The organism is Pseudomonas uvaldensis, from assembly GCF_021271205.1.
In the GTDB taxonomy this organism is placed as follows: Bacteria; Pseudomonadota; Gammaproteobacteria; order Pseudomonadales; family Pseudomonadaceae; genus Aquipseudomonas; species Aquipseudomonas uvaldensis.
The window spans coordinates 19,981-32,608 of record NZ_JAIWKS010000016.1; the positions used below are offsets into that span (position 1 = coordinate 19,981).

General features: G+C 61.4%; 10 protein-coding genes. All 10 read left to right on the top strand.

Annotated elements, in window-relative coordinates; translation table 11 throughout:
- Positions 1–124: 124 nt before the first annotated feature.
- The 10 genes from gluQRS to pgi all read left to right on the top strand — a co-directional run bounded on the left by gluQRS (position 125) and on the right by pgi (position 12,623).
- A complete protein-coding gene (gene gluQRS, locus LCU97_RS25085) occupies positions 125–1,015 on the top strand; it encodes a tRNA glutamyl-Q(34) synthetase GluQRS (RefSeq protein ID WP_053153497.1) in 891 nt (296 codons plus the stop codon).
- Positions 1,016–1,093: 78 nt separating this feature from the next.
- Positions 1,094–1,270 (top strand): hypothetical protein, encoded by a 177-nt coding sequence (locus tag LCU97_RS25090; RefSeq protein WP_003176118.1) that lies wholly within the window; start codon positions 1,094–1,096, stop codon positions 1,268–1,270.
- Complete coding sequence (locus tag LCU97_RS25095) at positions 1,254–4,208, top strand: sensor histidine kinase (protein ID WP_232778045.1); 2,955 nt, start codon at positions 1,254–1,256, stop codon at positions 4,206–4,208. The genes LCU97_RS25090 and LCU97_RS25095 overlap by 17 nt, the downstream gene beginning before the upstream one ends.
- A 22-nt stretch (positions 4,209–4,230) precedes the next feature.
- Positions 4,231–5,667, top strand: a complete 1,437-nt coding sequence (locus LCU97_RS25100; RefSeq protein WP_053153503.1) for a sigma-54-dependent transcriptional regulator — start codon at positions 4,231–4,233, stop codon at positions 5,665–5,667.
- Positions 5,668–6,413: 746 nt separating this feature from the next.
- Entirely contained in the window at positions 6,414–7,802 is a 1,389-nt protein-coding gene (locus LCU97_RS25105; protein WP_232778046.1) for a polynucleotide adenylyltransferase PcnB, read from the top strand.
- Positions 7,803–7,805: 3 nt separating this feature from the next.
- Positions 7,806–8,288: a 2-amino-4-hydroxy-6-hydroxymethyldihydropteridine diphosphokinase gene (folK, locus tag LCU97_RS25110; protein WP_232778047.1), complete on the top strand. Its 483-nt coding sequence runs from the start codon at positions 7,806–7,808 to the stop codon at positions 8,286–8,288.
- Between the two features lie 239 nt (positions 8,289–8,527).
- Complete coding sequence (gene panB / locus LCU97_RS25115) at positions 8,528–9,328, top strand: 3-methyl-2-oxobutanoate hydroxymethyltransferase (RefSeq protein ID WP_053153512.1); 801 nt, start codon at positions 8,528–8,530, stop codon at positions 9,326–9,328.
- Positions 9,325–10,185, top strand: a complete 861-nt coding sequence (gene panC / locus LCU97_RS25120; protein ID WP_232778048.1) for a pantoate--beta-alanine ligase — start codon at positions 9,325–9,327, stop codon at positions 10,183–10,185. Before panB ends, panC begins: the two co-directional genes overlap by 4 nt.
- A 137-nt stretch (positions 10,186–10,322) precedes the next feature.
- Positions 10,323–10,703, top strand: a complete 381-nt coding sequence (gene panD, locus LCU97_RS25125; protein WP_053153519.1) for an aspartate 1-decarboxylase — start codon at positions 10,323–10,325, stop codon at positions 10,701–10,703.
- Positions 10,704–10,958: 255 nt separating this feature from the next.
- The gene (pgi, locus tag LCU97_RS25130; RefSeq protein ID WP_232778049.1) at positions 10,959–12,623 is read left to right on the top strand and encodes a glucose-6-phosphate isomerase; all 1,665 of its coding nucleotides are present in this window, start codon (positions 10,959–10,961) and stop codon (positions 12,621–12,623) included.
- The last annotated feature ends 5 nt before the right edge of the window (positions 12,624–12,628 follow it).

Sequence of the window (12,628 nt, forward strand, 5' to 3'; positions counted from 1 at the left end):
AGCGCCAGATCAGCCACCATTGATGTGACAGGCATACCGCCATCGCGAGCAGGCTCGCTCCCACAGGGGATATGCTTCGTCAGCAAGACCTATATTCTTACTAAGATTCAGCAATCCACCCCCCATGACCGTTACCTCCTCCTACATCGGCCGCTTCGCCCCCACCCCCAGCGGCCACCTGCATTTCGGCTCGCTGGTCGCTGCGCTGGCTTCGTACCTGGATGCCCGGTCCGTGGGTGGACGCTGGCTGTTGCGCATGGAAGACCTCGACCCGCCAAGGGAAGAGCCTGGCGCGCAGGCGGCGATTCTCAAGGCCCTGGAGGCCTACGGTTTCGAATGGGACGGCGAGATGGTTCGCCAGAGCGATCGTCATGACGCCTACAATCAGGTCATCAACCGGCTGTTCAGCCAGGGCCTGGCCTATGCCTGTACTTGCTCGCGCAAACAGCTGGAGGCCTACCACGGCGTTTATCCGGGGCTGTGCCGCAACGCCGGACACGATATGCAGGGCGCTGCCATCCGTCTGCGTGTGCCCGAACTCGAGTACCATTTCACCGACCGGGTACAGGGCCCATTCCGCCAGCACCTGGGTCGCGAGGTTGGCGACTTCGTGATCCGTCGTCGCGACGGGCTCCATGCCTATCAACTGGCCGTGGTGCTGGACGACGCCTGGCAAGGGGTGACCGATATCGTGCGTGGCGCCGACCTGCTGGACTCCACCCCGCGCCAGCTTTACCTGCAGGAGCTGCTCGGCTTGCCGCAACCACGTTATTTGCACGTGCCGCTGATCACTCAACCGGATGGGCATAAGCTCGGCAAGTCCTACCGTTCGCCGCCGCTGGACGCCGACCAGGCGACCCCGCTTCTGCTACGGGCGTTGCGGGCGCTGGGCCAGCGGCCGGGGCCCGAGCTGGTCGATACCAGCCCCCGTGAACTGTTGGATTGGGGCATCCGGCACTGGGATGTAGCCAGCATTCCACGCACACTGACCCTGCCCGAAGCGCAAATACGCTGACGGCCCTTGCAGCTTGGCGCCCATCCGTTACCATCGCCGCACGTTTTTCGGGCACGCGCTTAAAAAAGAGAGGCCGGGATGTACATCTATCGCTTGGTCCTGCTCCTGGTAGTGGGGATTTATCTGTTCTCCCCAGCCATCATGGATTGGTGGATCGACGCCACGGGTGCCTGGTATCGGCCTTATCTGCTCTGGCTGATCCTGATCGTCGTGACCTTCATCCTGCAGAGCCAAAAAGATGCCGATGAGCTTTAGCCTGACCCAGATGATCCTGATCAGCGCCGTCTACCTGGCGGTACTGTTCGGCGTGGCCTGGATCAGCGAGCGGGGCATGATCCCACGGGCGATCATTCGCCATCCGCTGACCTACACCCTGTCGCTGGGCGTTTACGCCAGCGCGTGGGCGTTCTACGGTACGGTCGGCCTGGCCTACCAGTACGGCTATGGTTTCCTGTCCAGTTACCTCGGTGTGTCAGGAGCATTCCTGCTGGCGCCGGTGCTGCTGTACCCGATCCTGAAAATCACCCGTACCTACCAGCTCTCTTCGCTGGCCGACCTGTTCGCCTTTCGTTTCCGCAGCACTTGGGCCGGGGCGCTGACTACGATCTTCATGCTGGTGGGCGTGCTGCCATTGCTGGCCTTGCAGATGCAGGCAGTGGCCGACTCCATCAGCATCCTGACCCATGAGCCAGTGCAACACCGGGTGGCGCTGAGTTTCTGCGTCCTGATCATCCTGTTCACCATCTTCTTCGGCTCCCGGCACATCGCCACCCGGGAGAAACACGAAGGTCTGGTATTCGCCATCGCTTTCGAATCGGTGATCAAACTGATCGCCATCGGTGGCGTTGGCCTCTATGCGCTGTACGGTGTCTTCAATGGCCCGCAACAGCTCGAACTTTGGCTGCTGCAAAACCAGACCGCCCTCGCCGCCCTGCACACGCCACTGCAAGAAGGCCCATGGCGCACCCTGCTGCTGGTGTTCTTCGCCTCGGCGATCGTGATGCCGCACATGTATCACATGACCTTTACCGAAAACCTTAATCCGCGTTCGCTGGTCAGCGCGAGCTGGGGCCTGCCGCTGTTCCTGCTGCTGATGAGCCTGGCGGTGCCTTTGATCCTGTGGGCCGGGTTGAAATTGGGCGCCAGTACCAACCCGGAGTACTTCACCCTGGGCATCGGCATAGCCGCCAACAGTCCGGCCCTCGCCTTGCTGGCCTACATCGGCGGCCTGTCGGCGGCCAGCGGCCTGATCATCGTGACCACCCTGGCGCTGTCGGGGATGGCCCTCAACCATCTGGTGCTGCCGCTTTACCAGCCGCCGGCCGAAGGCAATATCTACCGCTGGCTGAAATGGACCCGGCGGGCGCTGATCGTGGCGATCATCATGGCCGGCTACGGGTTCTACCTGATGTTGGGGGACGGACAGGACCTGGCTAACCTGGGCATCGTCGCCTTCGTCGCCACCCTGCAATTCCTGCCGGGGGTGCTGTCGGTGCTGTATTGGCCGACCGCCAACCGCCGCGGCTTTATCGCCGGTCTGTTGGCGGGCATCCTGGTCTGGCTGGTCGCCATGCTATTGCCGTTGCTGGGCAATCTGGAGGGTTTCTACATCCCTCTGCTGAACATGATCTACGTGCTCGACGACACCAGTTGGCACATGGCGGCCATCGCCTCGCTGGCGGCTAACGTGTTGATGTTCACCCTGATCTCCCTGTTCACCAACGCCAGCAGCGAAGAAGCCAGCGCCGCCGAAGCCTGCGCGGTGGACAATGTGCGTCGTCCGCAACGTCGCGAACTGCACGCCGCTTCGCCCCAGGAGTTCGCCACGCAATTGGCCAAGCCCCTGGGCGCCAAGGCCGCGCAAAAGGAAGTCGAACAGGCCCTGCGCGACCTCTACCTGCCTTTCGATGAACGCCGCCCGTACGCCCTGCGCCGCCTGCGCGACCGCATCGAAGCCAACCTGTCCGGCCTGATGGGCCCCAGCGTGGCCCAGGACATGGTCGAGACATTCCTGCCCTACAAGGCGGGCGGCGAAAACTATGTCACAGAAGATATCCACTTCATCGAAAGCCGCCTCGAAGACTACCACTCCCGCCTCACCGGCCTGGCCGCCGAACTGGACGCCCTGCGCCGTTATCATCGCCAGACCCTGCAAGAGCTGCCAATGGGCGTGTGTTCTCTGGCCAAGGACCAGGAAATCCTGATGTGGAACAAGGCCATGGAGGAGCTGACCGGGATCGCCGCCCAGCGCGTGGTCGGTTCACGCCTCAGTACCCTGGGCGAACCCTGGAGAGGCTTGCTGCAAGGCTTCATCGACCTGCCGGACGAGCACCTGCACAAGCAACACCTGGCCCTGGACGGCCAGACCCGCTGGCTCAACCTGCACAAGGCGGCGATCGATGAGCCGTTGGCGCCGGGTAACAGCGGCCTGGTGCTGCTGGTGGAAGACCTGACCGACACCCAGATGCTCGAAGACAAGCTGGTCCACTCCGAACGCCTGGCAAGCATCGGCCGGCTGGCCGCCGGGGTGGCCCACGAAATCGGCAACCCGATTACCGGCATCGCCTGCCTGGCGCAGAACCTGCGCGAAGAGCGCGAGGACGATAGCGAACTGACGGAAATCAGCAGCCAGATCCTTGAGCAGACCCGCCGAGTGTCGCGCATTGTCCAGTCCCTGATGAGTTTCGCCCATGCCGGCGGGCACCAGCACAACGACGAACCCGTGTGCCTGGCCGAAGTTGCCCAGGATGCCATTGGCCTGCTGGCCCTGAACCGGCGCAATTTCGAAGTGCAGTTCTTCAACCTGTGCGACCCGGATCACTGGGTCGACGGCGACCCCCAGCGACTCGCCCAAGTGCTGATCAACCTGTTGTCCAATGCCCGCGACGCTTCACCCGCGGGCAGTGCGGTACGAGTCAAGAGCGAAGCCAGCGAACACACGATCGATCTGATCGTCGAAGACGAAGGCAGTGGCATCCCACAGAACATCATGGATCGGTTGTTCGAACCTTTCTTCACCACCAAGGATCCTGGCGAAGGCACCGGACTGGGCCTTGCACTGGTCTATTCCATCGTTGAAGAGCATTATGGACAAATCACCATCGACAGCCCGGCCGATGTTCAAAGCCAGCGCGGCACCCGTATCCGGGTCACCCTGCCGCGCCATGTCGAAGCGACGTCCGCTGTGAACTGAGACCGTCGAGAGAATCGAATCAATGCCGCACATTTTGATCGTCGAAGACGAAACCATTATCCGCTCCGCCTTGCGCCGCCTGCTGGAGCGCAACCAGTACCAGGTCAGCGAAGCCGGTTCCGTGCAGGAAGCACAAGAGCGTTTCAGCATCCCAACGTTTGACCTCATCGTCAGCGACCTGCGTCTGCCCGGTGCTCCCGGTACCGAGCTGATCAAGCTTGGCCAGGGCACGCCCGTGCTGATCATGACCAGCTACGCCAGCCTGCGCTCGGCGGTCGACTCCATGAAAATGGGCGCGGTGGACTACATTGCCAAGCCGTTCGACCACGACGAAATGCTCCAGGCCGTGGCTCGCATCCTGCGTGACCGACAGACGGCAGCGAGCAATCCGTCGGAGCCGACGAACGGTAAAGGCGCAGCCTCCGCGAAAGCCGGCACCGGCAATGCCAATGGCGAAATCGGCATCATCGGCTCCTGCCCTCCCATGCAGGACCTCTACGTCAAGATCCGCAAAGTGGCACCGACCGACTCCAACGTCCTGATCCAGGGGGAGTCCGGTACCGGTAAGGAACTGGTCGCCCGCGCCCTGCACAACCTGTCTCGCCGGGCCAAGGCCCCGATGATTTCGGTGAACTGCGCGGCGATCCCGGAAAGCCTGATCGAGTCCGAGCTGTTCGGGCATGAGAAAGGCGCGTTCACCGGAGCCAGCGCCGGACGCGCCGGATTGGTGGAAGCAGCGGATGGCGGCACGCTGTTCCTTGACGAAATCGGCGAGCTGCCGCTGGAAGCCCAGGCACGGTTGCTGCGGGTTCTCCAGGAAGGCGAAATCCGCCGGGTCGGCTCAGTCCAGTCGCAAAAAGTCGACGTACGCCTGATCGCAGCGACCCACCGGGACCTCAAGAGCCTGGCAAAGATTGGCCAGTTCCGTGAGGACCTGTATTACCGGCTGCACGTCATCGCGCTGAAATTACCGGCCTTGCGTGAACGAGGCGCGGACGTCAACGAAATCGCCAATGCCTTCCTTGCCCGCCAGAGCGCACGGGTCAACCGCACCGACCTGAAGTTCGCCCCGGACGCCGAACAGGCCATTCGTCATTACGCCTGGCCGGGCAACGTACGAGAACTGGAAAACGCAGTGGAGCGGGCAGTGATCCTGTGCGAAAGCCCGGAAATCTCCGCCGACCTGCTGGGTATCGACATCGAGCTCAGCGATATGGACGATGAAGAATTCATTGGCCTGGCCCCTCAACAGGGCGGTGCTGCCAACAACACCAGCCACGAGCCGACCGAGGACCTGTCCCTGGAAGACTACTTCCAGCACTTCGTCCTGGAACACCAGGACCACATGACCGAGACCGAACTGGCTCGCAAGCTCGGGGTAAGCCGCAAGTGCCTGTGGGAGCGCCGCCAGCGCCTGGGGATTCCGCGGCGCAAGACCGGGGTGGCCAGCGAGAGCTGACATTTGAGAATTGTGGGAGCGATCTCCCACAGAGGGATCACTGTCGTACCGTATCAATGTGAAAAAACTGTTACCCCAGCTTTTTCACGTAACAGAAGCCGGGGTTTACGGTAACGAAACCCCGGCTTTTTTTCGCCCAGGAAAAATGGCTATAACCATAGAACCCCCGGTTTCGCTGGGCCTCGCAAAAGTTGGCACGCCCCCTGCTATAGCTTTGGTACAAGAACAATAACAAGCAATGCACAAGACAATAAAAATAAGACGAATCGACTCACGCACAATAAAAACAAGACGGCGAGAGGCGCAGCTAACTGATTCTTTTGGAGAGGCGTTGTATTTGGGGCTTGCCCCACGACCAGGCCGAGAACAATAAAAACTGTCTCAAGACAGGCGCCTGAACTGGTTGGATCGACTGATCACTGCAACACAGCGACCAAAGCAATCCGTTTGCTCTTGGCTCCCGATTGGGAGGGTCACGACGGGAAACCTCGTGGCGCGGGCACTCACAAAAACAAGAAGCCCAAAACCATAATAAAAACAGAGCACGCAACTAATTCTGGGGGAGCTTCGGCTCCCCTTGTGGTTTCTGACATTCCCCTTCCCTCCAGCCTACAAGCCTTGTCGCTTGAAGCTTGCAGCTCAAAACTGCGGTGTCCTACACCATCCCCTGACTAAATGCTAGAATCCCCGCCCATCATGCGGCCATTCTCCGTTTTGGCCGAACATTCCTTCAAACAGTGCATCCCATGCTGAAGAAGCTGTTCCAGTCATTTCGTTCTCCCTTGCGTCGTACGCAACACATTCGCAGCACGCCTGAAGTGCTCAACAGCGGCCAGCACTCATTGCAAAAGGCCCAGTTCAGCCGTTATGCGGTGAACATCGTCGAACGCCTGCAGAACGCCGGCTACCAGGCTTACCTGGTGGGCGGATGCGTGCGCGACATGCTACTCAACATCACCCCCAAGGATTTCGACGTCGCCACCAGCGCCACGCCGGAACAGGTTCGAGCCGAATTCCGGAACGCACGGATCATTGGTCGACGCTTCAAACTGGTTCATATCCATTTCGGTCGTGAAATCATCGAGGTGGCGACTTTTCGCGCCAACCACCCGCAAAACGAGGATGAAGAAGACAGCAACCAGTCTTCTCGCAACGAGAGCGGGCGCATCCTGCGGGATAACGTCTATGGCACCCTGGAAGAAGACGCGCAACGCCGCGATTTCACCATTAACGCCCTGTATTACGATCCGGTCAGCGAGCGCATCCTCGACTACGCCAACGGCGTGCACGATATCCGCAATCGTCTGATCCGCCTGATTGGCGATCCCAAGCAGCGCTACCAGGAAGACCCGGTACGCATGCTGCGGGCCGTGCGTTTCGCCGCCAAGCTGGATTTCGGCATCGAAAAACACAGCGCCACGCCAATTCGCGACCTGGCGCCGACGCTGCGGGACATTCCCTCGGCGCGCCTGTTCGAGGAAGTGCTCAAGCTGTTCCTGTCGGGCAATGCGGCGGACACCTTCGAAATGCTGGTGGACCTGCAACTGTTCGACCCGCTGTTCCCGGCCAGCGCCGAGGCGCTGGAGCACAACCCGACCTACACCCATACCCTCATCAGTGAAGCGCTGATCAATACTGATTTGCGTATCAAGCAGAATAAACCGGTGACCCCGGCCTTCCTGTTCGCCGCGCTGCTCTGGCCCGCGCTGCCGACTCGGGTGTTGCGCCTTCAGGAGCGCGGCATGCCGCCGATCCCGGCCATGCAGGAAGCTGCACACGAACTGATCAGCGAACAATGCCAGCGCATCGCGATCCCAAAGCGTTTCACGATGCCGATCCGAGAAATCTGGGACATGCAGGAACGCCTGCCACGGCGTAGCGGCAAGCGGGCCGACCTGCTGCTGGACAACCCGCGTTTCCGCGCCGGCTACGACTTCCTGTTGCTGCGCGAAAGTGCCGGTGAACAGACCGATGGCCTGGGCGAATGGTGGACGGATTACCAGGACGCCAATGACAGCGAGCGTCGGGAGATGATCCGCCAACTCAGCGGCAAGGACGACGGTGCCAGCGGTCCGCGCAAACGCCGGCGTAGTAGCGGTGCCAAGCGTAAACAGGTCGGCGCGTCGGGCGAATAATCCATGGAACGCGTCTACATCGGCATGGGCAGCAACCTGGCCGAACCCGCCGAACAACTGCGCAGTGCCCTCCAGGCGCTGGCGCAATTGCCCGACACCCAGCTGGCTGGCGTTTCGGCGTTCTATCAAAGCGACTCGCTGCTGCCCGGCCAACCGCGCTACACCAACGCGGTGGCCGCGCTGGACAGTCGTCTGGCGCCGCTGGCGCTGCTCGATGCGCTGCAAGCCATCGAAACCGGCCAGGGACGCGAACGCCTGGAACGCTGGGGCCCGCGCACCCTGGACCTGGACATTCTGCTGTTTGGCGATCGGCTGATCGACGAGCCTCGCCTGAAAGTCCCCCACTACCACATGCAGGCCCGGGCCTTCGTGCTGTACCCTCTGGCCGAGCTGGCCCCCGTCGACCTGCGCCTGGCCGATGGGCGCCTGCTCGAAGACCTGCTCGCAGCTTGCCCATTCGTCGGCCTGGAACGCTTGCCTGGCTGACAATACCCTCCCAAGGATCGGTACCCAACGGTCAGATTCGATACGTTCCCCCACGCTGAAACGCATCAGTAACCCCGGTAACACCCGCCGGTAACACATCCAATTGACTTCCCCGGTGCTCCTCACGACTATAGGCGTCCCGTTGCCGCCAACGCGGCATTCAAGGGCGCAATCCAGGCCTTACAAGCACCACGCATAGAGGGTGCGCCTGAATACGAGCGTCCAATGAGGACTTTTTCATGCCAGCTATTACCCTGACCACGCTGCAAGGTCTCAAGCAAAAAGGTGAAAAAATCACCATGCTGACCTGTTATGACGCAACCTTCGCCCACGCCTGCAACGAGGCCGGCGTCGAAGTGCTACTGGTGGGCGATTCCCTCGGCATGGTGCTGCAAGGCCATGACAGCACGCTGCCGGCAACCACCGCCGACATGGCCTATCACGTGGCCTGCGTCAAACGCGGTAACACCGATGCGCTGATCCTCGCCGATCTTCCGTTCATGGCCTACGCCACCCTCGAACAGACCATGACCAACAGCGCCCTGCTGATGCAGGCTGGCGCCCATATGGTGAAAATCGAAGGCGCGCTGTGGCTGGCCGAGTCGATCCGGCTGCTGGCCGAACGAGGCATTCCGGTGTGCGCACACCTGGGCCTGACGCCGCAGTCGGTGAACGTTCTCGGTGGCTACAAGGTCCAGGGGCGCAACGAAAACCAGGCGCGGCAGATGCGCGCCGATGCGATCGCGCTGGAACAGGCCGGCGCGGCGATGTTGTTGCTCGAATGCGTACCCAGCGAGCTGGCTGAAGAAATCACCCAGGCGGTCAAGATACCGGTCATCGGGATCGGAGCCGGCAGTGCCACCGACGGCCAGGTGTTGGTGCTGCACGACATGCTCGGGCTGTCGATCACCGGCCGCGTCCCCAAGTTCGTGAAAAACTTCATGGCCGGACAAACCAGCATCCAGGCAGCCTTGAGCGCCTACGTGGCAGAAGTCAAAGCCGCGACCTTCCCAGGCGCCGAACACGGATTCTCTGCATGAACACCGTCAAGACCGTACGTGAACTGCGGGCCGCCGTGGCCCGTGCCCGCAACGAAGGCAAGCGCATCGCCTTCGTACCGACCATGGGTAATCTGCACAGCGGCCACATGGCGTTGGTGACCAAAGCAGCGCAACGGGCCGATTTCGTGGTGACGAGCATTTTCGTTAACCCGCTGCAATTCGGAGCGGGCGAAGATCTGGACAAATACCCCCGCACCTTGGCGGCGGACCAGGAAAAGCTACTGCAGGCTGGCTGCCACTTGCTGTTTGCCCCCAGCGTTGAAGAGATGTATCCCGACGGCATGGCCGGACAGACCCGGGTCAGCGTTCCGCAATTGTCCGAAGGCCTGTGCGGTGCCAGCCGTCCGGGCCATTTCGAAGGCGTGGCGACCGTGGTCAGCAAGCTGTTCAACATGGTCCAGCCTGACCTGGCGGTATTCGGCCAGAAGGACTTCCAGCAACTGGCGGTGATCCGGGCGCTGGTCCACGACCTGAACATGCCGATCCAGATCATCGGCGAGCCGACCGTCCGGGCCGAAGACGGCCTGGCGCTTTCATCGCGCAACGGTTTCCTCAGCCCCGAACAACGCGCCGTGGCCCCAGCGGTCTACCGCAGCCTGAGCCACATCGCCGAGGCGATCCGCCAGGGGCAGCGGGATTTCCCGGCGTTGATCGCCGAGCAGCTCAAGCAACTCGAAGCCGCCGGCCTGCGCCCCGACTACCTGGAAGTGCGCCATGCCCGGACCTTGCGCCCGGCCACGGTCGAAGACCGCGACCTGGTGATCCTGGTCGCTGCCTTCCTGGGCACGACTCGGCTGATCGACAACCTGCATCTGGATCTCGACGCGCACGCCTGAACATCCTCCTGTGGAAACAAACTGTGGGAGGAAGCTGTGCTCCCACAGGTTCGCCCATAGGGCGCTGCGGTGTTATTGCCGCTCCTGCAGCCTTCGGGCACACTGCCCGCCGTTTGGACCCGACCAGAGGAAAACCCATGCACGCCATCATGCTCAAGGCCAAGCTGCACCGCGCCGAAGTCACTCACGCCGTGCTCGATTACGAGGGCTCCTGTGCCATCGATGGTGAATGGCTGGACCTGTCCGGCATCCGCGAATACGAGCAGATCCAGATCTACAACGTGGACAACGGCGAGCGCTTCACTACCTATGCCATTCGTGGCGAAGATGGCTCGCGGATGATTTCGGTCAACGGCGCCGCGGCGCACAAGGCCAAGGTGGGCGACCGTGTCATCATTTGCGCCTACGCCCATTACAGCGAAGCCGAACTGGTGAATTTCAAACCCCGCATGCTGTACATGGCGCCAGGCAATGAACTGAGCCACACCAGCAATGCCATCCCGGTCCAGGTTGCTTGATTTCCCTAATGCTCCCACATGAAGTGTCCAGTGATAGGATTCTGAGCCCCGTCTGTCGGACCTGTCCCGAGCCCGTTGTATAAAAAAGTACCGGGAAACGGTCAGACAAAGTCAAGACAGATCGCAACGCGAGGTTTACTGTAGTCGCCCTGCGCCCAGTGATCGTGTCGACGCAGTCGTCCGGACGCCCGCCTCGGGCCATGCCGGAGTTTTTAGTGTACAAAAGGTCGTTCAAGTAAAAGGAAACCCGCAGCGATGGCGTATTACCGAAACCCTCATGACGTGACCGCTCTGCCCGCCTGGCAAGCGCTGAATGACCACCGCAAAGCCATGCAGGATTTCAGCATGCGCGAAGCGTTCAACGTCGATCCGCAGCGTTTCAACCAATTCACCCTGTCGAGCTGTGGCCTGTTTCTCGACTATTCGAAAAACCTGATCAACGCCCAGACTCGCGACCTGCTGGTCAACCTGGCCAACGAAGTCGACCTCAAGGGAGCGATCAAGGCGCTATTCGAAGGCGAAATCGTCAACGCCTCGGAAAACCGCCCGGCCTTGCACACCGCCCTGCGGCGACCGGTAGGCGACAAATTGCTGGTAAACGGCGTCAACGTGATGCCGGACGTGCATAAGGTCTTGAACCAGATCACCGACCTGGTGGGCCGCATTCACGACGGGCTGTGGCGGGGCTACACCGAGAAGCCGATCACCGACGTAGTGAACATCGGCATCGGTGGCTCTTTCCTCGGCCCGGAACTGGTGTCCGAAGCACTGTTGTCCTACGCGCAAAAAGGCGTTCGCTGCCACTACCTGGCGAACATCGACGGCAGCGAATTCCATGAGCTGACCATGAAGCTGCGCGCCGAGACCACGCTGTTCATCGTCTCGTCGAAATCCTTCAATACCCTCGAAACCCTGAAGAACGCCCAGGCCGCCCGTGCCTGGTACCTCGCCCAGGGCGGCTCCGAAGCCGAGCTGTATCGCCACTTCATTGCCGTATCGAGCAACAATGCGGCGGCCGTGGCGTTCGGCATCCGTGAAGAGAACATCTTCCCGATGTGGGACTGGGTCGGTGGTCGTTACTCGCTGTGGTCGGCCATCGGTTTGCCTATCGCCCTGGCCATCGGCATGTCGAACTTCAAGGAACTGCTGTCCGGCGCCTATTCCATGGACCAGCATTTCCAGAGTGCGCCGTTCGAGCAGAACATGCCGGTGCTGCTGGCGTTGCTCGGCGTTTGGTACGGCAATTTCTGGGGCGCGCAGAGCCACGCGATCCTGCCGTACGATCATTACCTGCGTAACATCACCAAGCACTTGCAGCAATTGGACATGGAATCCAATGGCAAGAGCGTGCGCCAGGACGGTACCCCGGCATCGACCGACACGGGCCCGGTCATCTGGGGCGGCGTCGGTTGCAACGGCCAGCACGCTTACCATCAGTTGCTGCACCAGGGCACCCAATTGATCCCGGCCGACTTCATCGTCCCCGTGGTCAGTTTCAACCCGGTGGCCGACCACCATCAGTGGTTGTACGCCAACTGCCTGTCCCAGAGCCAGGCACTGATGCTCGGCAAGACCCGCGCCGAGGCCGAGGCCGAATTGCGCGACAAGGGCGCCAGCGAAGAAGACGTGCGCAAACTGGCCTCCCACAAGGTCATTCCGGGCAACCGGCCGAGCAACACCCTCGTGGTCGAACGCATCAGCCCTCGCCGTCTGGGCGCACTGGTGGCGCTGTATGAACACAAAGTGTTCGTGCAAAGCGTGGTCTGGGGCATCAATGCCTTCGACCAGTGGGGCGTGGAGCTGGGCAAGGAGCTGGGCAAAGGTGTCTATAACCGCCTGGTGGGCAGCGAAGAGAGCCCGGCCGAAGATGCCTCGACCCAGGGCCTGATCAACTACTTCCGCGGGCGTCATCGCGGCTGATCCCA

Coding starts and splice junctions, on each gene's coding strand:
- gluQRS (WP_053153497.1), top strand. CDS start 125: ATGACCGTTACCTCCTCCTACATCGGCCGCTTCGCCCCCACCCCCAGC.
- LCU97_RS25090 (WP_003176118.1), top strand. CDS start 1,094: ATGTACATCTATCGCTTGGTCCTGCTCCTGGTAGTGGGGATTTATCTG.
- LCU97_RS25095 (WP_232778045.1), top strand. CDS start 1,254: ATGCCGATGAGCTTTAGCCTGACCCAGATGATCCTGATCAGCGCCGTC.
- LCU97_RS25100 (WP_053153503.1), top strand. CDS start 4,231: ATGCCGCACATTTTGATCGTCGAAGACGAAACCATTATCCGCTCCGCC.
- LCU97_RS25105 (WP_232778046.1), top strand. CDS start 6,414: ATGCTGAAGAAGCTGTTCCAGTCATTTCGTTCTCCCTTGCGTCGTACG.
- folK (WP_232778047.1), top strand. CDS start 7,806: ATGGAACGCGTCTACATCGGCATGGGCAGCAACCTGGCCGAACCCGCC.
- panB (WP_053153512.1), top strand. CDS start 8,528: ATGCCAGCTATTACCCTGACCACGCTGCAAGGTCTCAAGCAAAAAGGT.
- panC (WP_232778048.1), top strand. CDS start 9,325: ATGAACACCGTCAAGACCGTACGTGAACTGCGGGCCGCCGTGGCCCGT.
- panD (WP_053153519.1), top strand. CDS start 10,323: ATGCACGCCATCATGCTCAAGGCCAAGCTGCACCGCGCCGAAGTCACT.
- pgi (WP_232778049.1), top strand. CDS start 10,959: ATGGCGTATTACCGAAACCCTCATGACGTGACCGCTCTGCCCGCCTGG.